General features: G+C 65.1%; 26 protein-coding genes. 24 read left to right on the forward strand and 2 right to left on the reverse strand.

Annotation, left to right across the window (positions count from 1 at the left end; translation table 11 throughout):
* Positions 1 to 7 precede the first annotated feature (7 nt).
* From BBTA_RS09275 to BBTA_RS09370, 20 genes are all read left to right on the forward strand, one after another.
* Entirely contained in the window at positions 8 to 1024 is a 1017-nt protein-coding gene (locus BBTA_RS09275; protein ID WP_012042215.1) for an uptake hydrogenase accessory, read from the forward strand.
* Positions 1021 to 2460, forward strand: coding sequence for a nickel-dependent hydrogenase large subunit (locus BBTA_RS09280; protein ID WP_012042216.1), 1440 nt, complete (start codon positions 1021 to 1023; stop codon positions 2458 to 2460). Before BBTA_RS09275 ends, BBTA_RS09280 begins: the two co-directional genes overlap by 4 nt.
* Positions 2461 to 2685: 225 nt before the next feature.
* Positions 2686 to 3777, forward strand: coding sequence for a hydrogenase small subunit (locus BBTA_RS09285; protein WP_012042217.1), 1092 nt, complete (start codon positions 2686 to 2688; stop codon positions 3775 to 3777).
* A gap of 21 nt (positions 3778 to 3798) precedes the next feature.
* On the forward strand, positions 3799 to 5589 hold the full coding sequence (locus BBTA_RS09290; RefSeq protein WP_012042218.1) for a nickel-dependent hydrogenase large subunit: 1791 nt from the start codon (positions 3799 to 3801) through the stop codon (positions 5587 to 5589).
* Positions 5590 to 5602: 13 nt separating this feature from the next.
* On the forward strand, positions 5603 to 6346 hold the full coding sequence (gene cybH / locus BBTA_RS09295; protein WP_012042219.1) for a Ni/Fe-hydrogenase, b-type cytochrome subunit: 744 nt from the start codon (positions 5603 to 5605) through the stop codon (positions 6344 to 6346).
* Positions 6347 to 6359: 13 nt separating this feature from the next.
* Positions 6360 to 6947, forward strand: coding sequence for a HyaD/HybD family hydrogenase maturation endopeptidase (locus BBTA_RS09300; protein WP_012042220.1), 588 nt, complete (start codon positions 6360 to 6362; stop codon positions 6945 to 6947).
* A 28-nt stretch (positions 6948 to 6975) separates the two neighbouring features.
* Positions 6976 to 7266 (forward strand): HypC/HybG/HupF family hydrogenase formation chaperone, encoded by a 291-nt coding sequence (locus BBTA_RS09305; protein ID WP_012042221.1) that lies wholly within the window; start codon positions 6976 to 6978, stop codon positions 7264 to 7266.
* A 244-nt stretch (positions 7267 to 7510) separates the two neighbouring features.
* Positions 7511 to 7957 carry a hydrogenase accessory protein gene (locus BBTA_RS09310; RefSeq protein WP_012042222.1) on the forward strand — a complete coding sequence of 149 codons (447 nt, stop codon included), beginning with the start codon at positions 7511 to 7513 and terminating at the stop codon, positions 7955 to 7957.
* Positions 7954 to 8817 (forward strand): hydrogenase expression/formation protein, encoded by an 864-nt coding sequence (locus tag BBTA_RS09315; RefSeq protein WP_012042223.1) that lies wholly within the window; start codon positions 7954 to 7956, stop codon positions 8815 to 8817. Before BBTA_RS09310 ends, BBTA_RS09315 begins: the two co-directional genes overlap by 4 nt.
* Positions 8814 to 9023, forward strand: coding sequence for a rubredoxin (locus BBTA_RS09320; protein ID WP_012042224.1), 210 nt, complete (start codon positions 8814 to 8816; stop codon positions 9021 to 9023). The genes BBTA_RS09315 and BBTA_RS09320 overlap by 4 nt, the downstream gene beginning before the upstream one ends.
* Entirely contained in the window at positions 9020 to 9523 is a 504-nt protein-coding gene (gene hybE / locus BBTA_RS09325) for a [NiFe]-hydrogenase assembly chaperone HybE (RefSeq protein ID WP_012042225.1), read from the forward strand. Before BBTA_RS09320 ends, hybE begins: the two co-directional genes overlap by 4 nt.
* Before the next feature lie 263 nt (positions 9524 to 9786).
* Positions 9787 to 10626, forward strand: a complete 840-nt coding sequence (locus BBTA_RS09330; RefSeq protein WP_244424394.1) for a nickel-dependent hydrogenase large subunit — start codon at positions 9787 to 9789, stop codon at positions 10624 to 10626.
* On the forward strand, positions 10619 to 10960 hold the full coding sequence (gene hypA, locus BBTA_RS09335; protein ID WP_041750511.1) for a hydrogenase maturation nickel metallochaperone HypA: 342 nt from the start codon (positions 10619 to 10621) through the stop codon (positions 10958 to 10960). Before BBTA_RS09330 ends, hypA begins: the two co-directional genes overlap by 8 nt.
* Positions 10960 to 11925 carry a hydrogenase nickel incorporation protein HypB gene (hypB, locus tag BBTA_RS09340; protein WP_012042228.1) on the forward strand — a complete coding sequence of 322 codons (966 nt, stop codon included), beginning with the start codon at positions 10960 to 10962 and terminating at the stop codon, positions 11923 to 11925. The genes hypA and hypB overlap by 1 nt, the downstream gene beginning before the upstream one ends.
* Positions 11922 to 14180, forward strand: coding sequence for a carbamoyltransferase HypF (gene hypF / locus BBTA_RS09345; RefSeq protein ID WP_012042229.1), 2259 nt, complete (start codon positions 11922 to 11924; stop codon positions 14178 to 14180). Before hypB ends, hypF begins: the two co-directional genes overlap by 4 nt.
* A complete protein-coding gene (locus tag BBTA_RS09350; protein WP_041750512.1) occupies positions 14180 to 14416 on the forward strand; it encodes a HypC/HybG/HupF family hydrogenase formation chaperone in 237 nt (78 codons plus the stop codon). The genes hypF and BBTA_RS09350 overlap by 1 nt, the downstream gene beginning before the upstream one ends.
* A complete protein-coding gene (gene hypD, locus BBTA_RS09355) occupies positions 14413 to 15540 on the forward strand; it encodes a hydrogenase formation protein HypD (protein WP_012042231.1) in 1128 nt (375 codons plus the stop codon). Before BBTA_RS09350 ends, hypD begins: the two co-directional genes overlap by 4 nt.
* Positions 15537 to 16577 carry a hydrogenase expression/formation protein HypE gene (gene hypE, locus BBTA_RS09360; protein ID WP_012042232.1) on the forward strand — a complete coding sequence of 347 codons (1041 nt, stop codon included), beginning with the start codon at positions 15537 to 15539 and terminating at the stop codon, positions 16575 to 16577. Before hypD ends, hypE begins: the two co-directional genes overlap by 4 nt.
* A 9-nt stretch (positions 16578 to 16586) precedes the next feature.
* On the forward strand, positions 16587 to 18044 hold the full coding sequence (locus BBTA_RS09365) for a sigma-54 dependent transcriptional regulator (protein WP_012042233.1): 1458 nt from the start codon (positions 16587 to 16589) through the stop codon (positions 18042 to 18044).
* Positions 18019 to 19386, forward strand: coding sequence for a sensor histidine kinase (locus BBTA_RS09370; RefSeq protein ID WP_012042234.1), 1368 nt, complete (start codon positions 18019 to 18021; stop codon positions 19384 to 19386). The genes BBTA_RS09365 and BBTA_RS09370 overlap by 26 nt, the downstream gene beginning before the upstream one ends.
* A gap of 8 nt (positions 19387 to 19394) precedes the next feature.
* Here BBTA_RS09370 and BBTA_RS09375 read toward each other — a convergent pair whose 3' ends face one another.
* Entirely contained in the window at positions 19395 to 20081 is a 687-nt protein-coding gene (locus BBTA_RS09375; protein WP_012042235.1) for a GntR family transcriptional regulator, read from the reverse strand.
* A 79-nt stretch (positions 20082 to 20160) separates the two neighbouring features.
* The gene (locus BBTA_RS09380; protein WP_012042236.1) at positions 20161 to 20880 is read right to left on the reverse strand and encodes a GntR family transcriptional regulator; all 720 of its coding nucleotides are present in this window, start codon (positions 20878 to 20880) and stop codon (positions 20161 to 20163) included.
* Positions 20881 to 21125: 245 nt separating this feature from the next.
* Between BBTA_RS09380 and BBTA_RS09385 the strand changes: the two genes are divergently transcribed.
* From BBTA_RS09385 to BBTA_RS09400, 4 genes are all read left to right on the forward strand, one after another.
* Complete coding sequence (locus BBTA_RS09385) at positions 21126 to 21527, forward strand: copper chaperone PCu(A)C (RefSeq protein ID WP_049795481.1); 402 nt, start codon at positions 21126 to 21128, stop codon at positions 21525 to 21527.
* A 100-nt stretch (positions 21528 to 21627) separates the two neighbouring features.
* Positions 21628 to 23406, forward strand: a complete 1779-nt coding sequence (locus tag BBTA_RS09390) for a PQQ-dependent dehydrogenase, methanol/ethanol family (protein ID WP_012042238.1) — start codon at positions 21628 to 21630, stop codon at positions 23404 to 23406.
* Positions 23407 to 23505: 99 nt separating this feature from the next.
* Positions 23506 to 24003, forward strand: coding sequence for a c-type cytochrome (locus BBTA_RS09395; RefSeq protein ID WP_012042239.1), 498 nt, complete (start codon positions 23506 to 23508; stop codon positions 24001 to 24003).
* Complete coding sequence (locus BBTA_RS09400; RefSeq protein ID WP_012042240.1) at positions 24000 to 24632, forward strand: hypothetical protein; 633 nt, start codon at positions 24000 to 24002, stop codon at positions 24630 to 24632. Before BBTA_RS09395 ends, BBTA_RS09400 begins: the two co-directional genes overlap by 4 nt.
* Positions 24633 to 24724: the final 92 nt, after the last annotated feature.

The raw sequence follows: 24724 nt of genomic DNA on the forward strand, positions 1-24724 counted from the left end.
ACCCACGATGGTCGGCGCGGAGGGAATGACCAGGATGTTGTGGCTGCAGGGCGCGAGCTGCGGCGGCTGCACCATGTCCATTCTGGAAAGCGGCGCCTCCGGCTGGTTCGACGAACTGCGCCAGTCCGGCATCGATCTGGTGTGGCATCCCTCCGTCAGCGAGGAGACCGGCGAGGAAGCCGCGGAACTGCTCGAGGCCATCCGCGACGGGCGCGAGCGGCTCGATCTGCTGGTGCTCGAAGGCTCGGTCGCCCGGGGCCCTAACCTGAGCGGCCGCTTCAACATGCTGGCGGGCACCAACCGCTCAATCTATCATTGGCTGCTCGATCTCGCCCCGCTGGCCGACTATGTCGTCGCGGTCGGCAGCTGCGCGGCTTATGGCGGCATTCCCGCGGCCGGCATCAACCCGACCGATGCGGTCGGGTTGCAGTTCGAGGGGAGCGACGTCGGCGGCGCGCTAGGGGCGGGTTTCCGCTCGAAGCGCGGGTTGCCGGTGATCAATGTCGCCGGCTGCGCGCCACACCCCGGCTGGATCATGGAAAGCCTGCTTGCGCTCACGACTGGCGATCTCACCGCCGACGGCCTCGACGCCGTCGGGCGTCCCGCCTTCATCGCCAACCACCTCGCTCATCATGGCTGCTCGCGCAACGAGTTCTATGAGTTCAAGGCGAGCGCGGAAGCCATGTCGGAGCGGGGCTGTTTGATGGAGCATCTCGGCTGCCGCGCGACGCAGGCTGTCGGCGACTGCAATCAGCGGTCCTGGAACGGTGGCGGCTCCTGCACCAAGGGCGGCTATGCCTGCATCGCCTGCACCTCGCCTGGCTTCGAAAGCGCGCAGAACTATCTGCAGACCGCGAAGCTCGCCGGCATTCCCGTCGGGCTTCCGACCGACATGCCCAAGGCGTGGTTCGTCGCGCTCGCGGCCCTGTCGAAATCGGCGACTCCGCGCCGCGTGCGCGTCAATGCCACGGCTGATCACGTCGTGGTGCCGCCGAGCCGCTCGGGCGACAAGCGCAGTTCATGACCCGGATCACGGTCGGCCCGTTCAACCGCGTCGAGGGCGATCTCGAGGTCCGCCTGGATATCGAGAGCGGCCGTGTCGCACGCGCCGAGGTGACCGCGCCGCTCTATCGCGGCTTCGAGCAGATCCTGGAGGGGCGACCGCCGCTCGATGCGCTGGTGATCGCGCCGCGCATCTGCGGCATCTGCTCGGTGTCGCAGTCGATTGCGGCGGCCAGCGCGCTGCGTCAGGCCATGGGCGTCGTGCCGGCGCAGAACGGCGTGCTCGCGACCAACATCGCCCATGCGGCCGAGAACGCCGCCGACCATCTGACGCACTTCTACATCTTCTTCATGCCGGACTTCGCGCGCGAGGCCTATGCCGCGCACCCCTGGCACGGCGCGGCGGCGGAGCGCTTCACCGCGACCAAGGGATCGGCGGCGCGTGAAGCCTTGCCCGCGCGCGCGCGACTCCTGGAAATCATGGGCTTGATCGCCGGTAAATGGCCGCACAGCCTGGCGTTCCAGCCGGGGGGCACCACGCGCGCGATCGAGCTTGGTGAGCGTATCCGGCTGAATGCGATTGCCGGCTCGTTTCGCGGCTTTCTCGAACGTGTGGTGTTTGCCGATACGCTTGAGAATGTACTGGCGTTGTCGACGCCGTCCGAGCTCGATCGCTGGCGCGACGGACGCGCGGGCGATTTCGCACACTTCCTGCGACTGGCCGATGCGCTTGCGCTCGCGGATCTTGGCAAGGGGCCGGGGCTGCTGATGAGCTTCGGTGCCTATCACGATGCCGATGGCGCCAACTTCCGCGCCGGCCTGCGCGCCAGCGATGGAACGATCTCAGCCTTGCCCTCGGACCTGATCACGGAAGATGTCTCGCATGCCTGGATGCGTGAGACATCGCGCGATCCGGCGGCGAGCCGCTCCGTGCCGGACGCCGACAAGGCTGACGCCTATAGCTGGTGCAAAGCGCCGCGGCTCGCCGGCGAGCCGGTCGAGGTCGGCGCAATTGCGCGACAGGCGGTCGATGGTCAGCCGCTGATCACCGCGCTGCTTGCATCCGATGGCAGCAACGTCCGCAACCGCGTGATCGCGCGGCTGATCGAGACGGCGCGACTCGCGCTGTCGATCGAAGGCTGGATCAAGGCGCTGCGCCTCAGCGAGCCGTTCTGCGAGACCAGCGGTGAAATGACGGACGGCCGCTTCGTCGGGCTCGTCGAGGCGGCGCGTGGCAGCCTTGGTCATTGGCTCGCGGTCGGCGGTGGTCGCATTGAGCGCTATCAGATCATCGCGCCGACGAGCTGGAACTTCTCGCCGCGCGATTCCGATGGGGTTGCCGGGCCGCTTGAACAGTCGCTGGTCGGAACTGAGGTCGGTGACGCCGGCGCGCGGGCCGTCAGCATCCAACACGTGGTCCGATCGTTCGATCCCTGCATGGTCTGCACAGCGCATTGAGTGCGTTGCGTCTTGGCGGAAACAAGCTTGTCGGGTGCAAAGCGCTTGATTTCCGATTGTCACCCGCGATCAGGCGCTGAACCGCCTGCGGCGTCGGCTCTCTGAATCCAAGTATCTGGAATCATTATGATTCAAATTCAGCAATGATGCTGGCCCGCATCTTGCTGTCCCTCTTTGCCAGATCGCGATCGGATGATCGCCAACGCGATAGCAGGGGGAGGACTCATGGGCGCGACGACAGAAACCTTTTACAGCGTCATCCGGCGCCAAGGCATCACGCGGCGCAGCTTCCATAAATTCTGCAGTCTCACCGCGACGAGCCTCGGGCTCGGGCCGGTCGCTGCCAGCCGCATCGCCAATGCGCTGGAGACCAAGCCGCGCACGCCGGTCATCTGGATGCACGGGCTGGAATGTACCTGCTGCTCGGAGAGCTTCATCCGCTCGGCGCATCCCCTGGTGAAGGACGTCGTGCTGTCGATGATCTCGCTCGACTATGACGACACGATCATGGCGGCGGCCGGACAGCAGGCCGAGGAGATCCTCGAGGAGACGCGCGCCAAGTACAAGGGCCAGTACATCCTCGCCGTCGAAGGCAATCCGCCGCTCAACGAAGGTGGCATGTTCTGCATCGACGGCGGCAAGCCGTTCGTCGAGAAGCTGAAGGTGATGGCCGAGGATGCGATGGCCATCATCGCCTGGGGCGCCTGTGCGTCCTGGGGCTGCGTGCAGGCCGCCAAGCCCAATCCGACGCAGGCCACCCCGATCGACAAGGTCATAACCAACAAGCCGATCATCAAGGTGCCGGGCTGTCCGCCGATTGCCGAGGTGATGACCGGCGTCGTCACCTTCATCACCACCTTCGGCAAATTGCCCGAGCTCGACCGCCAGGGCCGGCCGAAAATGTTCTACTCGCAGCGCATCCACGACAAATGCTATCGCCGGCCGCATTTCGATGCCGGCCAGTTCGTCGAGGAGTGGGACGACGAAGCTGCGCGCAAGGGCTACTGCCTCTACAAGATGGGCTGCAAAGGCCCGACCACCTACAACGCCTGCTCGACGGTGCGCTGGAATGGCGGCGTGTCGTTCCCGATCCAGTCGGGGCACGGCTGCATCGGCTGCTCCGAGGACGGCTTCTGGGACAAGGGTTCGTTCTACGACCGGCTCACCACCATCAAGCAGTTCGGCATCGAGCGAAATGCCGACCAGATCGGCATGGTCGCGGCGGGCACGGTCGGAGCTGCGGTCGCGGCGCATGCCGCAGTGACGGCCGTCAAACGACTCGCGACCAAGCGCGACGACGCCAAGCAAGACCATTAAATCCAGTCAAGGCAGGCAACGATGGGCATCCAGACTCCCAACGGCTTCAATCTCGACAATTCCGGCAAGCGCGTCGTCGTCGATCCGCTCACGCGCATCGAGGGACATCTGCGCGTCGAGGTGAATGTCGACTCCAACAATGTCATCCGCAACGCAGTGTCGACCGGCACGATGTGGCGCGGCATCGAGACTATCCTGCGCGGCCGCGATCCGCGCGACGCCTGGGCCTTCACCGAGCGGATCTGCGGCGTCTGCACCGGCACCCACGCGCTGACCTCGGTGCGCGCGGTCGAGAATGCACTGGTGATCATGATCCCCGACAACGCCAATTCGATCCGCAACATCATGCAGCTCTGCCTGCAGGTGCACGACCATCTCGTGCACTTCTATCACCTGCATGCGCTGGATTGGGTCGACGTCGTCTCGGCGCTCAAGGCCGATCCGAAGGCAACCTCTGCGCTGGCGCAGTCGATCTCGGACTGGCCGCTGTCGTCGCCGGGCTATTTCAAGGACCTGCAGATCCGGCTGACGAAGTTCGTCGAGTCCGGCCAGCTCGGTCCGTTCAAGAACGCCTATTGGGGCCACGCGGCCTACAAGCTGCCGCCCGAAGCGAACCTGATGGCGGTCGCGCATTATCTGGAGGCGCTCGACTTCCAGAAGGAGATCGTCAAGATCCACACCATCTATGGCGGCAAGAATCCGCATCCGAACTGGCTGGTCGGCGGCGTGCCCTGCGCCATCAATGTCGACGGGACCGGTGCGGTCGGCGCCATCAATATGGAGCGGCTGAATCTCGTTTCCTCCATCATCGACCGCTCGATCGAGTTCGTGCAGAAGGTCTATCTGCCCGACGTCGTCGCCATCGGCTCGTTCTACAAGGACTGGCTCTATGGCGGTGGCCTCTCGGGCAAGAGCGTGATGTCCTATGGCGACATTCCGGAGAACGCCAACGACTATTCGGCCAAGAACCTCAAGCTGCCGCGCGGCGTGATCCTCAACGGCAATCTCAACGAGATCCTGCCGATCGATCACGGCGACCCCGAGCAGATCCAGGAGTTCGTCACCCACTCCTGGTACAAATATCCCGACGAGAGCAAGGGGCTGCATCCCTGGGACGGCGTCACCGAGCCGAACTATCAGCTCGGCCCCAATGCCAAGGGCACCAAGACCGACATCAAGGAGCTCGACGAGGGCGGCAAGTACTCCTGGATCAAGGCGCCGCGCTGGCGCGGCAACGCGGTCGAGGTCGGCCCCCTGGCGCGCTACATCATCGGCTATGCGCAGAACAGGCCGGAGTTCAAGGAGCCGACCGACAAGCTCCTGAAGGCGCTGAACCTGCCGGTGACGGCGCTGTTCTCGACGCTCGGTCGCACCGCCGCGCGTGCGCTCGAATGCGACTGGGCCGCGACCCAGATGCGCTACTTCCAGGACAAGCTGGTGGCGCGCATCAAGGCCGGCGATTCCTCGACCGCGAACATCGAGAAGTGGAAGCCGGAGAGCTGGCCCAAGGAGGCCAAGGGCTATGGCTTCACCGAGGCGCCGCGCGGCGCGCTGGCGCACTGGATCAAGATCAAGGAGACCAGGATCGACAACTACCAGTGCGTTGTGCCGACCACCTGGAACGGCTCGCCGCGTGACCCCAAGGGCAATATCGGCGCCTTCGAGGCGTCGCTGATGGATACGCCGATGGCGGATCCGGAGAAGCCGCTGGAGATCCTGCGGACGATTCATTCGTTCGATCCGTGCCTTGCGTGCTCCACCCACGTGATGAGCCCGGACGGCCAGGAAATGGCGACCGTCAAGGTCAGGTAGTGGGAGACGCACCATGATGGATGCAGTTGCTCGTCCCGCCGAGGCCGAGCCCAACCTTGCCGCGATCGCGGCCGACGCAGCCGGCGAGCATGCGGTCGGCCGGCCTACGGTCTATGTCTACGAAGCGCCCGTGCGCATCTGCCATTGGGTGAACGCGTTTGCGATCATCGTGCTGATGGTCACCGGCTATCTGATCGGGACGCCGCTGCCGAGTGTCGAGGGCGAGGCGTCGGCAAGCTTCGTGATGGGCTATATCCGGTTTGCGCATTTCGCGGCCGGGCAGGTGCTGGCGGTGTTCTTCCTCGCCCGCATCCTCTGGGCCTTTGTCGGCAACCACCATTCCCGGCAGATCTTCTACATTCCGGTGCATCGCAAGCAGTTCTGGAAGGAGGTGCTGCACGAGATCCGCTGGTATGCGTTCCTGGAGCGCGAGCCGAAGATGTATGTCGGTCACAATCCGCTGGCGCAGACGGCGATGTTCACCGGCTTCACGCTGTTCGTCGCCTTCATGATCGTCACCGGCTTTGCGCTTTATTCGGAGGGCACCGGCATCGACAGCTGGCAGCACAAACTGTTCGGATGGGTGTTTGCGATCTGGCCGAACAGCCAGGACGTGCACACCTATCATCACCTCGGCATGTGGGCGCTGGTGATGTTCGTGACCGTGCATGTCTACGCCGCGATCCGCGAGGACATCATGTCCCGTCAGAGCATCATCTCGTCGATGATCTCGGGCGAGCGGCAGTTCCGCGAGTGAGGAGGGGGCCGAGATGACGGACCACGCGAAGCTCGATCGCATCCTGGTGCTCGGCATCGGCAATATCCTGTGGGCGGATGAAGGCTTCGGCGTGCGGGTGGTGGAGGAATTCCACCGCCGCTACGCCGTGCCCGACAACGTCACGATCCTCGATGGCGGCACCCAGGGACTCTATCTGGTCAACTATGTCGAGGAGGCGGACGGCCTGATCGTGTTCGACGCGATCGACTATGGACTTGCGCCGGGCGAGCTCAAGCTCGTCCGCGACGACGAGGTGCCGCGCTTCACCGGTGCCAAGAAGATGAGCCTGCACCAGACCGGGTTCCAGGAGGTCCTGAGCGCAGCCGATCTGCTCGGCCGCTATCCGCGCCGGCTCGCCTTGATCGGCTGCCAGCCGCTCGATCTCGAGGATTGGGGCGGCCCATTGACGGCGCCGGTGCGCGCGCAGATCGGGCCGGCGATCGAACTGGCCTGCGCGCTCCTGGCAGAATGGGGCGCGCCAGCCGCGCTGCGAAGCGAGCCGGTCGCGGCCGATGCGCGGCTGCTCGCCAATGACATCGATCACCAGAGCTACGAGATGCGCGCCCGTCCGGCAGAGTGATTGCCGTGCGGCTGTGAAGGAGTCTGCCATGTGCCTGGGCCTGCCGATGACGATCGTAGAGACCGATGGCGTCACGGCGCTGTGCAGCTTCGACGGTGAGGAACGCCGCGTCTCGGTGCTGCTGCTGTCGGATCCGCCGGTCGGCGCCAAGGTCCTCGTCTATCTCGACAACGCCGTCCGTCTGCTCGACGACGAGGAGGCGCGGCTCATTGCCGACGCGCTGCGCGGACTGCATGCCGCGATGAACGGCGAGAATTGCGACGACTTCTTTGCCGATCTGATCGGCCGCGAGCCGCAGCTGCCCGACCATCTGCGCTGACGCATCGCCGTTATCGCCGCGGGGCAGCTGTTCGAAATCTGACAATCTAATTTCCAATCGAAATGTAAGTTTCCAGACCGGCCTGGAAAGCTGCTTCACTATTGTTGCAATGCGATATCGAGCGTCAAAAATAGTCGCGTAATTTCAGTATATTGCGCGTGGTCATCGCCTTCTTGAACTGGCACATCGATTGCTAACCATCAAGCGTCAGACGGAACGACAACTGGTCAGGGGAGAGACGTCGATGGATGTTCAGCAGCGCGCAGCGGCGCGGAGGCAGGGCGGCTTGCCGGAGGTCGATGTCAGCACAGTCGATGCGTTTCTCGCCGACGTGGATAGCGCTGGTGCCGTGGCGGTGCTGCTGTCAGCGGGCGATCCCGCGCGCTTTCCAGAGGCGCTCGATGTCGCCATCGTGCTGCCGGAGCTGATCACCGCGTTTCAGGGCCGGCTGCGGGGCGCGTTGATCGCGCGCGAGGCTGAGGCCGAGCTCGGCGCGCGCTTTGGCGTGCGTGTGCAGCCCAGCCTGATCTTGTGTCGTGGCACCGAACCAATCGGCCTGATCGCCAAGATCCAGGACTGGTCGGTTTATGTCGATCGCATATCGCGCCTGATCGATCGGCCGGTCGGTGCGGCTGCGACCGTGGTTGCCAGCATCGTGCCAGCGCACCAGACCTCGGGAGCTGGCCGATGAAGCCCGGATTCTGGATTGCGCCGGAAGGCGCGGAGCAGCCCGTCAGCGTGTTTCCGATCGGTGAGGAAGCGCTTGATGCACAATACAAGGGCCTGACCGCCTCGGGCGCGCTGGCCAAGCTCGCTTCCATGGATTCGGAGGCGCTGGCGCGCAGCTGCCCGCGCGCCGTCGAATTGCTGTCGACCATGGCGGCGGCGATCGCCGCGCAGACCGCTGATGCGCAAACGCAGCTGTTCCGGCTCGACGGGCTCAATGATCTTGAGCGCCGCCTGATCGAGGACGTGCTCGGCGAAGGTGAGGTCGCCGGCGTCGTCGCGTTGCCCGACGGGCGGCTCGCGCAGATCCAGGAGTCGGTGCTGGCGGGCATCTGGCGGGTGCGGCTGGAGGCGGATGAGAGTCACGACTACATCGAGATTGGCTCGGTTCCCGAGATCGTTGCGCGCGCGGCCGTCGATCTGACGGCCGACGACATCGTCATCGGGCCCGCGCCGGAGGACACGATGAACGCGCTGCCGGTGCTGGCCGAGATTCGCGAGCGCGCGCGCGCCTGGCAGCCCGGCCAGCGATCGCAGACCATCAACTTCACGCTGCTGCCGATGAGTCCTGCCGACATGGTCTTTCTGCAGCAGACGCTTGGCAACGGGCCGATCCAGCTGGTCTCGCGCGGCTATGGCACCTGCCGGGTGCTCGCGACGGGGATCCGTAATGTGTGGTCGGTGCAGTTCTTCAACGCCATGGACACGATCATTCTCGACACGCTGGAAGTCGGCGGCGTGCCGGTGGTCGCGCTTGCAGCCAGTGAGGATTTCGAGGATTCCGCCGAACGCCTGCAGCAGATCATCGAGGCCTATTTCACATGAGTGGCTTCGAGAATTTCGGCGTCCGCAGCGATCTCGCCGATGATGTGCTGCTGGAATGCGGCATCTGCTGGACCCGCTACGATCCGGCGGAGGGCGATGGGGTTGCGCAGATTGCGCCGGGCACGCCGTTCGCGATGTTGCCGGACGACTGGCGCTGCCCGAACTGCGATGCGCCGAAGGCCAAGTTTATGGTGGTCGAGTCATGAGCGCCGTCCTGGCAGGGCAGGGCACGATGGAGCTCGCACCGGCCGCGTGGGGCGAGCATCTCGCCAGCATCTATCGCGAGATCGGCGGACGCGCGATGCGCGAGCTGCCGATCTATCACGATGCGCTGACTGTCGAGGCCGTGGGCTTCGACAGTTTCGCAGGAATGACGATCGGCATCGTCATCACGCCGTGGTTCATGAACGTGGTCACGCCGGCCCGGCATGGCGCACCTGGAGCCTCCGTCGCGATTGAGCTGCCGGCTGGGACGTTCGAGTTCACCATCGGCGATGTCGAAGGCTTTGGACGCATCGCCAGTTGCTCGCTGTTCTCGCCGATGTTCCAGTTCGAGGACATGGCGGCGGCGCGCGCCGCGGCCGAGGCCGCGCTGGCGACGCTGCTGACGGCGCCCGACGCGGAGGAATTGCCGAGATCTGCCGCCGCGAGCGCGATCGACCGCCGCTCCTTCTTGCGCGGCACCTTGTCGGAGCGCCGCGCATGACCCTGGCGTTTCGCAACCACATCGATGTCACGCTGTCGGTTGCAGCTCAGATGATCGTCGGTGTCACGATCGAACCGCGCTCGCGGCCGCCGCTCGGTCGGCTGTTTGCCGGCAAGCCGGCCGAGACGCTGCTGGCGGCGTTACCGCGGCTGTTCTCATTATGCGCCATCGCGCATCAGGTCGCCCTTTTGTCTGCGCTCGAAGCTGCACGTGGCCATCAGGCGCCGCCGCTGACGCGGCATCGGCGCATCACCGCCGTGATCATGGAGCGGTTCGCCGAGTTGCTGCGTGGCGTTCTGGTCAGCCGTCTCGCTTGCGATCGCAGCGCCCTGGCGCAGCTGCAGTTTCTGCTGCAGGCGGTGGCCTCGCTCCAGGTGTCCGCGGGCGCCGGAAACGCGCGGCAATCTCGCAGCGCAACCTTGTCGCAGATCAAGATGGCCCTGGCCGCCCTGGGTTTAGGATCGGTTGCGGAACCCGTGGTGCGGGGAACTCCGCTTGCGTCGATCATGGATGCGGCCCGCAGGGCCGAAGCCGATGGAGGATGGAAGCAGATGCCGGCCGAGCACGGTGTCCTGTCGGCCGCCGACGATGACACCGTCGTGGCTCGACTGATCGATCCGCAGGCCGCCTTCGCCGAGGCGCCCGAACTTGCCGGGCGTGTTCCGGAAACCGGAGTCTGGGCGCGGCAAGCATCGCGTCATCGGCATTCATCCGCGGGGTCCGTCGAGCGGCTCTTGGCAAAGTTGGCCGAACTCGCCGAGCTGCTGTGCTGGATCGAAGCCGGCGAGGCCGAAGATGAAGCGGCCGACCAGGACGTCGTTGCAAGCTATGCGCTCGGCCCAGGGCGCGGTGCGGCGGCCGTCGAATGCGCGCGCGGCCGGCTGCATCACGCGATCGAGCTGGATGCGGAAGGCCGTGTCCGCCGGTTCGAATTTCTCGCGCCGACCGAATGGAATTTTCATCCCCGCGGCCCGGTTGCCGGCAGCCTGACTGGGGCTCGGCTTTGCGGCTCCGCCGATCGTGCCGCGATCGAGGCGATGATCAGTTCCTTCGATCCCTGCGTCGGCTACAGTCTCGCGGTACGGGAGATGGCTGATGCATGAAATGGCGCTGTGCGAGGGCATCGTCGATATCGTTGAGCAGGAAGCCCGCAAGGGCGCGTTTTCCAGGGTCAAGACCGTCTGGCTCGAGATCGGTACGCTCAGCCATGTCGCTCCCGATGCGCTCCGTTTCTGCTTCGAGGCGGTGACGGCCAATACCATCGCGCGCGGCGCGGCGCTGGAGATCATCGAGCAACGCGGCACGGCCTGGTGTCTGTCCTGCTCGCGGAGCGTCGAGATCAGCCAACGTTACGATCCTTGCCCCGCCTGCGGCAGCCATCAGCTGCAGGTGACGGGCGGCGAGGATATGCGGGTCAAGGAGCTGGAGGTCGAGTGATGTGTACTGTCTGTGGGTGCGGCGACGGCAAATCCTCGATCGAAGCGGGTGATCATCATCATGATCACGACGGTGACCATCATCACGATCATGGCCATGATCATGCTGGTCATCATCACCATCACGGTCATCATCATCATGGTCATGACCACGATGATCACGATCATCATCACGCGCATGACCATGACCATGATCATGACCACCATCATGATCATGGCCCTGCCGACCGCATCGATTGTTCGGCAAACCCCGCCGGTCAGGAGATTGCCGGCCTGTCCAGCGGCCGCATCATCCAGATCGAGCGCGACATTCTCGGCAAGAACGACCGCCTCGCGGCGGAAAACCGCGCGCGCTTCGCCGCGCATGACGTGCTGGCGTTCAACGTCGTCTCCAGCCCTGGCGCGGGCAAGACCTCACTGCTGGTCCGCGCCGTCTCCGATTTGAAGCCGAGCCGTCCCGTCGCGGTGATCGAGGGCGATCAGCAGACGTCGAATGATGCCGAGCGCATTCGCGCCACCGGCGTGCCAGCGATCCAGATCAATACCGGCAAGGGTTGTCATCTCGATGCGGCGATGGTCGGCGAAGCCTATCGCCGCTTGCCGTCAATGCGCGGCGGGCTCCTGTTCATCGAGAATGTCGGAAATCTCGTCTGCCCGGCCGCCTTCGATCTCGGCGAAGCCTGCAAGATCGTCGTATTCTCGACCACTGAGGGCGAGGACAAACCGCTCAAATACCCGGACATGTTCGCCGCCTCGGCGCTGATGCTGATCAACAAGATCGACCTGGCGCCGGTGCTCGATTTCGACCTGGCACAGACCATCGAATATGCCCGACGGGTCAATCCCAGGATCGAGGTGCTGACGATCTCGGCCAAGACCGGAGAGGGCGTCTCGGCGTTCTACGCCTGGATCAGGAAGCAGACAGACCGGATGCGGGCCGGCACGCTCGGGACCGTTCAGGGATGAGCACGTCCGGGCCGACATTGGCGCTGCAGCCCAGGCGTCTCCGGCTCCGCGTCCGCGGGGCCGTGCAGGGCGTGGGCTTTCGCCCCTATGTCCATGGTCTGGCCCGGCGCCATCATCTTGGGGGCTTCGTCGCCAATGACGCGCAGGGCGTCGTGATCGAGGTCGAAGGCGAGGAGGTGGCGCGCTTCGTCGAGGCGCTGCCGCGGCAGGCCCCGCCATTGGCGCGCATCGATGACATCGCGGTCGAACCCGTTGCGGCCCAGGCCAGCCGCGACTTCCGCATCTCGGAAAGCGTCGGCGGCCGGGTGACGACGCGGATCGTGCCGGACGCCGCCACGTGCGATCAGTGCCTCGCCGAACTGTTCGATCCCGAGAGCCGCTTCCATCGCTATCCCTTCGTCAACTGCACCCATTGCGGTCCGCGCTTCACGATTGCGGAGCGTCTGCCCTACGATCGCGCGACCACGGCGATGAAGCGGTTTCCGCTGTGCGAGGCGTGCCGTGCGGATTACGAGACTCCGGGCGGGCGCCGCTTCCATGCCGAGGCGATTTCATGCCCGCGCTGCGGGCCGCGTCTGAGCCATGGCGTCGACGACATCGCGGCAGCGCTGGCTGCCGGCCAGATCGTCGCCATCAAGGGGCTCGGCGGCTATCAGTTGCTCTGTGACGCCCATGATGAGCAGGCCGTCCGGCGTCTGCGCGCGCGCAAGCGGCGCGACGGCCGGCCGTTCGCGGTGATGCTGGCCTCGGTGGCTGCGGCCATCGAGATCGCCGACATCGATCCGGCTGAACGCGCGCTGCTGGAGCAAATCGCACGGCCGATCGTGCTGGTGACATCGCGCGGCGGCATTGCGCCCTCCGTCGCACCGGGGCTCGCCAAGGTCGGCGTCATGCTGCCGGTCGCACCGCTGCACCATCTGATCTTCCACGAGCTCCGCGCTCTGCATGGCGCGACGGCGCGGGCGCTGGTCTGCACCAGCGCCAATCTGAGCGGCGAGCCGCTGCTGACCGGCGATGACGAGGCCCGTGCCGGATTGGCTGACATCGCCGATCTGATCGTGACGCATGACCGTGATATCGTGATCCGTGCGGATGATTCCGTTGCGGCGGTCATCGCTGATGCGCCTCGCTTCATCCGGCGTGCACGCGGCTATGTTCCCGAGCCGATCCGGCTCGCGCATGCCGTGCCGCCATGTCTTGCCGTCGGCGCACATCTGAAAGCGACGGTGACGGTGACTCGCGGTGACGAGGCGTTCGTGTCGCAGCATCTCGGCGATCTCGACACGGCGCAAGCGATCCGCTTCTTCGAAGAGACGATCGGCCACCTCACCGCCATTCTCGATGTCGCGCCGGTCTTGATCGCGCATGATCTGCATCCCGACCTGGCCTCGACGCGCTATGCGCAATCCTGCGGCTTGCCCAGCCTGGCGGTGCAGCATCACCATGCACATGCCGCCTCGGTGATGGCCGAGCACGGATTGACGGAACGTGCGCTTGCGCTGGTGCTCGATGGCTACGGCTATGGCAGCGATGGCGGCGCTTGGGGCGGCGAGCTGCTGCTGTGCGAGGGGGCCCGCTTCCAGCGCCTTGGTCATCTCGCGCCGCTGAACATGCCGGGCGGCGACCGGGCCGCCCGCGAGCCGTGGCGGATGGCGGCCGCCGTGCTGCACGAGATGGGACGCGATGCGAAGATTGCGTCGCGCTTCGCCGCGCAGCCCCAAGCACCTCACCTCGCGATGCTGCTGCAGCGCGCCGATGCCCCGGCCACGACCAGCGCCGGCCGGCTGTTCGATGCCGTCGCGGGACTGCTCGGCGTCAACATGGTCCAGAGCTATGAGGGCGAAGCTGCGATGAAGCTCGAGGCGCTCGTGCGTGAGCCGGTGACGCTGGCGCGCGGCTGGAGCATCAGGGATGGCGTGCTGTCGCTGCGTCCCCTGCTTGCGCATCTGATCGAGGGCAATCTCGAGGCCGCCGAGGCGGCGGCGCTGTTTCACGGCACTTTGGCCGCGGCCTGTGTCGATCTGATCGCGACCGCGGCCCGTGCGACCGGCATCGAGATCGTCACGCTGAGCGGCGGCTGCTTCCTCAATGCGCATCTGGCGACGCAGATCATCCGCGGCTGCCGCGCTGCCGGCCTCGATGCGCGACTGCCGCGCCAACTGCCGCCGAATGATGGCGGGCTCAGCCTCGGGCAGGCCTGGATCGCCGGTCAGCGTGTCATACAAGACCAAAAAATCTCTGGAGGGAGCGTCTGATGTGCCTGGCCATTCCTGCCGAGGTGATCAAGCTGTTGGCCGACGACATGGCGATCGTATCGATCGATGGCGTCAGCAAGGAGGTCTCGGTGGCGCTGATCGAGGAGATCGCCGTCGGCGATTACGTCATTCTTCATGTCGGCCACGCGCTGGCCAAGATCGATCCCGAGGAGGCGCGCGAAACGCTCGACCTGCTCCGGCAGATGGGTGCGGTGACGGCGGAGGTTTCCCCATGAAATATGCCGACGAGTTTCGCGACAAGGAGCTGGCGACGGGTCTTGCGCGCGCCATCCGCGCCAAGGCCGATCCATCGCGCGCCTATCGCTTCATGGAGTTCTGCGGCGGCCATACGCATGCGATCGCACGCTATGGTCTGGAGGACATGCTGCCGGACAATGTCCGCATGATTCACGGTCCGGGCTGTCCTGTCTGCGTGCTGCCGGCGGGGCGCATCGACATGGCGATTGCGCTGGCCGAGCGTCCCGACATCATCCTCTGCGTCTATGGCGATCTCATGCGCGTGCCGGGATCGCGCGGGTCCTCGCTGCTCAAGGCGAAAGCGCGGGGCGCCGACATCCGCATGGTCTATTCGACCTTGGACGCGATCGCGCTCGCCGAGCAGAATCCCAGCCGTGAGGTCGTGTTCTTCGCCATCGGCTTCGAGACCACGACGCCGCCCACCGCGGTGATGATCCGCGCCGCTGAAAAAAAGAGCCTCACCAATTTCAGCGTGTTCTGCAACCACGTCCTGACGCCACCGGCGATGCGCGCGATCCTCGACAGCGACACGCCGATCGAGATCGACGGCTTTGTCGGACCGGCCCATGTCTCGACCGTGATCGGCACCGAGCCTTACGCGCCATTCGCGCGCGACGATCGCAAGCCGGTGGTGATCGCCGGCTTCGAGCCGCTCGACATGATGCAGGCGATCCTGATGCTGATCGAGCAGGTCAATGACGGCCGCCACGAGGTCGAGAACCAGTATCGCCGCGCGGTGGCCGGTGGCGGCAACCAGCGCGCAATCAAGGAGGTCGCCGCGCTGTTCGAGCTGCGCGACCAGTTCGAGTGGCGCGGTCTCGGCAGCATTCCAGCGAGCGCGTTGAAGCTGCGTTCGGCCTTAGCGCATCTCGATGCCGAGTTGCGTTTCGCCATGGCAGAACGAGTCGTCGCCGACAACCCGGCCTGCGAATGCCCGGCGATCCTGCGCGGACTCAAGAAGCCGGTCGACTGCAAGCTGTTCGGCACGGCGTGCACGCCGGAGACGCCGGTCGGCTCCTGCATGGTCTCGTCGGAAGGCGCCTGCGCGGCACATTGGACCTATGGCCGCTTCCGCGACCATCAGCGGAGGCTCGCATCATGAGCATGCATCAGCGTCGACTCGATCTGAAGACCGGCTGCGTCGATCTCTCGCACGGCGCCGGCGGCCGCGCCATGGCGCAGCTGATTGCCGGCCTGTTCCACGAGGCATTCGGCAATGAATGGCTGGCGCGCGGCAATGACCAGTCGGCGTTCGATGTCGCCACCGGCCGGATGGTGATGACGACCGACGGCTATGTCGTGTCGCCGCTGTTCTTCCCGGGCGGCAATATCGGCTCGCTCGCCGTGCACGGCACGGTCAACGACATCGCGATGGCCGGTGCCAGGCCGCTTTATCTGTCGGCCAGCTTCATCATCGAGGAGGGCTTCCGGTTCTCCGACTTGAAGCGCATCGCAGATTCGATGGGCGAGGCGGCGCGCGAGGCCGGCGTCGCGATCATCACCGGTGATACCAAGGTGGTCGAACGCGGCAAGGCGGATGGCGTCTTCATCTCCACCGCTGGCGTCGGCGTGCTGCCGGACGGACTCGACCTGTCGGCCGATAAAGCGAGGCCGGGCGATCGCGTGCTGCTGTCGGGCAGCCTCGGCGACCACGGCGTCGCCATCATGTCGAAGCGGCAGAACCTCACCTTCGACACCGAGATCGTCTCCGACTCGGCCGCGCTGCACGGCTTGGTCGCAGCCATGGTGGCAGCCGGGGGCCAAGGCCTCCGGCTGATGCGCGACCCGACCCGCGGTGGGCTCGCCGCGACCATGAACGAGATCGCGCAGCAATCCAATCTCGGCTTCCGGCTGCAGGAGGATGCCATTCCGGTCAAGCCGGCGGTGGCCGCTGCCTGTGAGCTGCTGGGATTGGACCCGCTTCATGTCGCCAATGAAGGCAAGCTGGTCGCGGTGGTCGCACCGGAGCAGGCCGATACGGTGCTCGCCGCGATGAAAGCGCATCCGCTCGGGCGCGACGCGGCTCAGATCGGCGAGGCTGTTGCCGATGATCATCGCTTCGTCCAGATGGCAACCAGCTTTGGCGGCGGCCGCATCGTCGACTGGCTGTCGGGCGAGCAACTGCCGCGGATCTGCTGAGACGGCGTGATGGGAATCCAGGGAACGATATTGGTTGTGGACGACGAGGTCCGGTCGCAGGAGGCGCTGCGGCGCGTCCTGAACCAGGACTTCGAGGTCCTGTGCGCCGGCAATACGACCGATGCCGAGAAGCTGCTCGAGGGCGAGATCGTCCATGCCGTGATCTGCGATCAGCGCATGCCGCAGGAATCCGGTGTCAGCTTCCTGAAGCGCGTGCGCGAGCTGTGGCCGGATCCGGTGCGGATGATCATCTCCGGCTATTCGGATTCCGAGGACATCATCGCCGGGCTCAACGAAGCCGGCATCTATCAGTACATCACCAAGCCCTGGCAGCCTGACCGGCTGATCGAGATCGTGCGCGAGGCCGTTCAGCTCTACCGGCTGCAGAAGGAGACCGAGACTGCCGGTGTCGACGTCAAGGCGACGCCGGCGCATATCAAGCAGGTCGTGTCCGTCAAGCGCGGCGCGGCCAAGAAGCTGTACGATTTCGACCGTATCGTGCACTCGGCCGCAAGCCCGATGCGCAACGTGATCGAGCTCGGCCGCCGCGCCGCCGACTATGACATCTCGGTGCTGATCACCGGCGAGTCCGGCACTGGCAAGGAACTGCTGGCGCGTGCGATCCACTATGGCTCGGCGCGCGCGACCAAGGCGTTCGTGGTCGAGAATTGCGGCGCGCTGCCGGATGAGCTGCTCGAGAGCGAGCTGTTCGGCTGCAAGAAAGGCGCGTTCACCGGCGCCTATCAGGATCGCATCGGCCTGTTCGAGGTCGCCGATGGCGGCACCATTTTTCTCGACGAGATCGGCGAGACATCGCCGGCGTTCCAGGTGAAGCTCTTGCGCGTGCTGCAGGAGAGCGAGATCCGGCCGCTCGGAGCGCAGCGTGTCCGCAAGGTGGATGTCCGCGTGGTCGCCGCGACCAACCGGGATCTCGAAGCCGAGGTCGAGGCCGGGCGCTTCCGTCGCGACCTGTATTACCGGCTTGCCGCGTTCCCGGTGCACATGCCGGCGCTGCGGGACCGCCCGATGGACATTCCGTTGATTGCCGAAGGAGTGCTGTCGGCGGTGAAGACCTCGTTCAACCGGCCGCATCTGCGCTTCGCGCCGCCCGCGCTGGAGGAGTTCTGCCGTTACCATTGGCCCGGCAATGTGCGCGAGCTGCAGAACGAGATCCAGCGCATGGCGGTGCTTGCCGATGCCGACGAGCTGCGCTGCCCGCCTTTCGCCGGGCGGCGCAACGGCCGCCGCGCCGCGCCTGCGGCGACCCATGGCAAGCTGAACGGGACGGCAAGCCTGAAGGACCGGGTGGAAGATCTCGAAAAGACCATCATCGTGTCCTGCCTGGAGAAATATGATGGTAACATCAGCCGGGTCGCGAGCGAGCTCGGCCTCTCGCGGGTCGGCCTGCGCAACAAATTGTCGAGATACGATCTGAAGAAAAATGGCAAAGGCCACGCACTCTCCTGAGGCCTCGGGGGCTGATACGCTTCTCAAGCTGATCGCGAGCAGCAGCACGCTGGAGCTCGACAGCGAGCGCGAGGGCGTGTGGATCGAAGTCATCCGCAAGATGGACGAGGTCTATTCCGACCTGCTGCGCTACGAGGTCGATCTCGAGCACAAGAATGCGGAGCTCGAGGAGGCCCAGGCCTTCGTCACCAATGTCATCGAATCGGTTTCCGACATCCTCGTCGTCTGCGACGCCAAGGGCACCGTCCAGCAGGCCAACTCCGCATTCCTGCAGACCTCGGGACGGAGCCTGGCTGATATCAGCGGCCGCAACATCGCCGAGATGATCGATCTGCCGCACCGGACGCAACTGCCGTCGCTGCTGAAGCCGCGCAGCAGCGCCGAGGTCGTCGATGGCGAGCTGCGGTTTGCCGCCGGCGGTTCAAGCTCCGACCTGTTCGCGATCAACAGCTCGCCGCGGCACGACCACCGCGGCCGCTTCATCGGCGTGGTGCTGACCGGCCGTCCCATCGGCGAGCTCCGCCGGGCCTATGAGGCGCTGCACAAGGCGCATCAGGAGCTGCAGCGGGCGCAGCGGCAATTGGTCGAGCAGGAGAAGATGGCGAGCCTCGGCCGGCTGGTGGCCGGCGTCGCCCATGAGCTGAACAATCCGATCAGCTTCGTCTACGGCAACATCCACACCTTGATGCGCTACCGCACCTCGCTGGTCGGCTATCTCGATGCCGTGCATGAGCAGCCGGTGGCGGACGAGCTCGCCGCGCTGCGCTCGGATCTCAGGATCGACGCCATCCTCGAGGATTTCGGACCCCTGATCGAGGGCACGCTGGAAGGCGCGGTGCGGATCAGCGAGATCGTCAAGAACTTGCGCCGACTGTCATTCTCCAAGCTCGGCGAGGTCGAGCGCGTCAATATCGAGCGGCTGATCAACACCGCCGTGCTGTGGGCAGGACGCACCAAGCAGCATCGCGTCGACATCCAGATCGAGGTCGAGCCGGATGTGTGGATTTCCGGCAATGAGGGCCAGTTGCATCAGGTGATCGTCAATCTCGTGGAGAACGCGATTGACGCCATGCGGTCGACCGAACAGCCACGTCTCCTCGTCGCGGCGGGGCGCCAGGGCAACGAGATCGTGTTCAGAATCGCCGACAACGGACCCGGCATCGACCAGGACCATCTGAGCCATATCTTCGAGCCGTTCTTCACCACCAAGCGCGTCGGCGAGGGCACCGGCCTCGGACTGTGGATCAGCTATGGCATCGTCCGCGAGCATGGCGGCGAGCTGATCGCGAGCAATGCGTCGGAGGGCGGCGCGACCTTCTCTTTCGCTCTGCCGGCAGCGTAGGCTGCGCGTCAGCTCTGAGCCGGGACGGCGCTGCGCTCGCGCTGCTTGGTCATTCTTGCCAGCAGCACGCCTGCGGTCCGCGTGATGTGTTGCCGCGCCAGCTCCTCGGCCTTCGCGGCGTCTCCTGCGATCACGGCCTTGAGGATGTCCTCGTGCTGATCCCAGATTCGCCGCGGGGTCTCGTCGCGCATCAGCACCTCGCCCATCAGGCGGCGCAGATGCAGCCAATGCGGCTGGGTGGTGTCCTGGATGATCGCGTTGCCGGAGATCTCGTAGAGAAATTCGTGAAACTTGACGTCGGCCTCGATCAGACGCTCGACCGAATGCTCGCGCTCGGCGCGGCGGCCGTCCTCGATCAATTTCGGACCTTCCTTGGCAGCGCGTTCGGCGCCGCGGGTTGCGGCGAGCCCGCAGGCGAGGCCTTCGGCGACGGCGCGGATTTCGTAGAGATTGCGGATGAAGTCAGTATCGATCGGCGCCACTTCCAGTCCGCGTCCCGGCGCCTCGCGCACAAAGCCCTGATTGCGCAGCAGCAGCAGCGCCTGCTGCACGGGCTGGCGCGACACGCCAAGGTCACGCGCCAGATCGTCCTGGATCAGGCGGGCCAGTTCCGGCAGTTCGCCGCCGACAATGTCGGAAAGGATGCGCTGATAGACGCGTTCGGTCAGATTGGGCTGGGTCTTCAGCGGCGGCACGTGAACACCTGCTCAGCTGGATGCGGCGCGCCTGTGGCGCGGTGATCCTGCGTTTCCCGCACGCGCGGTTCGCGATCCATCATGATTCTAGCGACACTTTTCGCGCAGCGAGCGTACGCCGCTGCTTCGGCTTGCTGTCCTGTTGAGCCTCGAGGTGATGCACGAACACGCGCGCCGCCCGGGTGATGTGCTCGCGGCTCAGGCGTTCGGCGTCGTTGCTGCGGCCCTCGATCACGGCAGCAAGAATCTCCTCATGTTCGTCCCAGACCGTCTGCGACATCCCGACTTCCTTCTGCAGCACGTCGGACATCACGCGCTTCAGATAGGGCCAATGCGGTGCCATGGTCTCGTTGATGAGGGTGTTGCCGGAGAGCTCGCTCAGGAAGCGATGGAAGGCGATATCGGTCTCGATCTTGCGGCTGACCAGACCGCTCCGCACGGCCTCGTGCCCGGCCGCGAGATAGGCCGGCCCTTCGCTGGCGGCGCGATGGCTGGCGCGCTCAGCGGCGAGCCGCGCGGCAAGACCTTCAAGGACGGCCCGCATCTCATAGAGATCGCGGACCGAGCTCGGGTCGAGCGGCGCCACGATCAGGCCGCGGCCCGGCGCGCTCTGCACCAGCCCGCATCCCCGCAACAGCATCAGCGCCTGTTGCACCGGCTGGCGCGACACGCCGTAAGCCTGCGCCAGATCGTCTTGGATCAACCGTGAGCCGGATGTGAGCACGCCACTGACGATCTCGTCGGTGATCGCTTCGACGACTTGGTCAACCAGGGAGGGGGCAGGAGGTACGATTCTCATGGGGCATCACAATTTCGCGCACAATAACACGTCAAGCGCGAAAATCCATTTGCGAAGAATTCGAATTCAGAGTACGAATTCAAAAAAATGAAGCCACGCTTAACGGCTTTTCATCGGGGAGGGTGTCCGTGTCGGATCAACCGGCTCGTTCGAAGCGAGACCAGAATTGCTCGGGCGCCCTGGAGGGCAGCATGCGCGCGTTTGCGCGCATCATTGGCGGATGCCTTGCCGCGCTGGCCGGCCTCATGGTGCTCGATGCGCGAAGCGTCGCGGCGGCGGGCGAAGGTCTGACTCTATCGGACGCCTGGGTTCCTGCGGCGCCCGAGGTTGGCCACGATATTCCGCTGCTGCTGACGATCAAGAACGAGACCTCCGCGCCCGAAGCCTTGATGCGCGTGCGCTGTCCCATCGCCAATTTCTCTGAGCGTCACACTGTCGATCGCGGCGAAGGCGCGCCGGCCATGCGTTCGATCCCGAATATTCCGGTCCCCGCCGGCAGCACCTTGGTGCTGTTGCCGACCGCCTATCACGTGATGCTGCTGCAGACACGCGAGCCGCTCGAGCCCGGCAAGCGCTTCACCTGCACGATCGTGTTCCAGAAGGCAGGGTCCATCGAAACGGAGGTCGAGGTTCGTCAATTCCCTTAGCTTGCTTGTCGCCTGCTGCCTCTCCGCTGCAAGGCGGAGTGGGTCCAACAAAGATTCAAAAATCACAAAGATTCAAAAATCAAAGTGGGAGAAGGAAACGATGAGGAATCACGTCAGGTCGAAATTGCGGGCGGTTCTGCTCGCCAGCGCAGCCTTCGCCTGTTTCCAGCTTGCCTCGCCGGTGCGCGCCGCCGACGAGATCACGCCGGAGCGGCTGCTGAATGCCGACAAGGAAGACGGCAATTGGCTGCACCATCATAAGAACTACTCCGGCACGCGCTTCTCGGCGCTGAAGGAAATCAACAAGGACAACGTCAAGAACCTGAAGGTCGCCTGGACCATGCATCTCGGCGGCGTCGAGGGCGGCGGCATCTGGAGCCATGGCGGTCTGGAAGGCACGCCGATCGTCGAGAACGGCATGATCTATGTCACCGACGGCTGGGGCTCGGTCTACAAGATCGACGCGCGCGGCGGCAAAGGCCAGCTGGTCTGGAAGATGGATCCGAAGACGGATCATGACTGGGCCGGCGCGATCGCCTGCTGCGGCGTCGACAATCGTGGCGTCGCGCTGTGGGGCAATCTCGTCATCTCGCACACGCTCGACGGCCGCCTGATCGCGACCAACAAGGAGACCGGACAGGTCGCCTGGCAGCGCCAGGTCGCCGATCCCGACAAGGGCGAGGTCATCACCGGCGCGCCGCTGATTGTGAAGAACATGGCGGTGTCAGGAGTCGCCGGCGCCGAATACGGCATCCGCGGCTGGATCGCGGCGACCGATCTCACCTCGCAGAAGGAAGTCTGGCGCACCCACACCATTCCGGCCAAGGGCGAGCCCGGCAGCGAGACCTGGAAGGACAGCAACGACGCTGCTGCGGCCGGCGGCGGTTCGACCTGGGTGACAGGCACCTATGACCCGGCGACCGACACCATCATCTGGGGCGTCGGCAATCCCGGTCCGGACTGGGACAACGCCTATCGTCCTGGCGATAACCTCTACACCGACAGCTCGCTGGCGCTGGATGCCAACACCGGCAAGATCAAGTGGCACTATCAGCACACGCCGAACGATCCTTACGACTATGACAGCGTTGCCGAGAACGTCCTGGTCGACGTGCCCGCGCCGAACGGATCAACGCTGAAGCTCGCGCTCGAGGCCGACCGTAACGGCTTCGCCTATGCGATCGACCGCACCAACGGCAAGTTCATCTGGGGTCTGCCCTTCGTCAAGAAGGTCACCTGGACCAAGGGGCTCGACGCCGAGACCGGCAAGCCGATCGAGTACGATCCCAAGAACCCGGTGCAGCGCTACAATGCTGCGGTGACGCCGCATCGTGAGAACAAGGTGGCGGACATCTGCCCCGGCAATATGGGCGGAAAGAACTGGCCGCCGACCTCGTACAATCCCGACCTGAAGCTCTGGTACATCCCGGTGATCGAGAGCTGCAACCGGATTACCGTCGAGGAGGCGACCAAGGACAAGCTGAAGGCGCGCGAGTTCTGGACCGGCGGCGGACCGAGCCAGCCGTTCAAGATCACGGGCAGCGTGACCGCGATCGACGTCACCACCGGCAAGATCGCCGGCAAGATGGAGACGCCGTTCCCGAATCTCGGCGGCATGCTGTCGACGCCTGATCTCGTCTTCACTGGCCAGCCCTCGGGCGAGGTGATGGCGCTCGATGCCAAGACCCTGCAGAAGCTCTGGGAGTTCAACACCGGCGGTGGCGTCAATGCGCCTCCGGTGACGTTCTCGGTCGATGGCAAGCAATATGTCGCGATCCTGGTCGGTCTTGGCGGCGCCTGGGACAAGTGGTTCATCGAATCCACGCCCGAGCTGAAGAAGATCCAGCCCGGCTCGATGCTCTACGTCTTCGCGCTGTGATGTCGATGAGGGAGCGGAGGCCTGGCCTCCGCTCCCTCCGTGTCCCCTGTTCGACAAGAAGATCAGATGAAATTCACTGCGATCACGTCCGCGGCGGCGTTGGCCTTCGTTCTCGTCTCTGCGTCCTTGGCGTCGGCGCAATCAGCCGCTCCGGCGGATACGACCGACGCTGGCAAGGCGGTGTTCAAACGCGCCAACTGCGTCGGCTGCCACAAATGGCACGGCAATGGCGGCGGCGGCTATGGCGGTGATGCGCTGTCGCTGCGCAAGACCGAGCTCGACCGTCAGCACATCATCGAGACCGTCACCTGCGGCCGCCCCGGAACCGGCATGCCATATTTTGCGCGCGGCTCCTATGACACGGCGAAGTGCTACGACATGACTCGCCAGGACGTCGGCGAGCGCATGCCGCCCGAAGGCGGCACGTTCCTGCGGCCCAACGACATCGAGGCGGTCGCGGACTACGTGCTCGCGCATATCAAGGGCCGCGGTGAGCCGACTTACGACGAGTGCACGGCCTTCTTCGGCAACACGTCCCGCGTCTGCGACATCTACAAGGCGAATGCCACCAAGCCTGCGAACGAGCCATCCAAATGAAACGGACATCCTTCGCTGCCATCTTCGCAATGGTCCTGCTGCCCTTCGTCATGCACGCGGCCGCGGCGCAGGCCGTGCCGAGCTATGATCTGCGCGACATCACCGTCGGCATGCCGGTCGGCGATCTGCCGAATGAAGGCTATGTCAATCTGACCTGCGCCAAGGATCCGGGTCGCAAGCTCGCGACGTGGTCGGCGTGGCGCGACTGCCCCGCTGACGAGCAGGCACGCCACGCGGTGCGGTTCGATTTCGATCCGGAGACCAGCCAGGATGGCACCAAGGTGGCGGGACACCCCGTGCTGCTGACCGTTCTAGTTGACGACAAGGGCACCGTCACCGGCCTGACCATCGAGACCGACCCGAAGGCACGGCTCTACATCCGCAAGAAGGCGTTCCTGCTCGGCAACCAGGTGAAGTCGCGCTATGGCGCCGAGGGCTGGGATTGCAGGGAGCAGCAGCCGACCGCGAATGAGCAGCCGGTGGGCGGCGTGTTCCTGCGCGAGGTCTGCAGGAAGACCGTTCCGGGACGGATGGTCACGGTCGAGCGCGAGCTGTTCCGCAAGCCGGATCAGGACGCCAAGAGCTTCGTCGACCAGACACTGGTTCGGATCACGAAGCAGACGAATTAGGCAAATTCGTGCCTCGCCTCGCCAGCGAAGCACATGCGGGTCGAGCTTGCCATCGCCGGGCACGGAGAGTTGCCGGAGATGCAGGTGGCCGC

The sequence above is a fragment of the Bradyrhizobium sp. BTAi1 genome (assembly GCF_000015165.1).
GTDB lineage: Bacteria > Pseudomonadota > Alphaproteobacteria > Rhizobiales > Xanthobacteraceae > Bradyrhizobium > Bradyrhizobium denitrificans.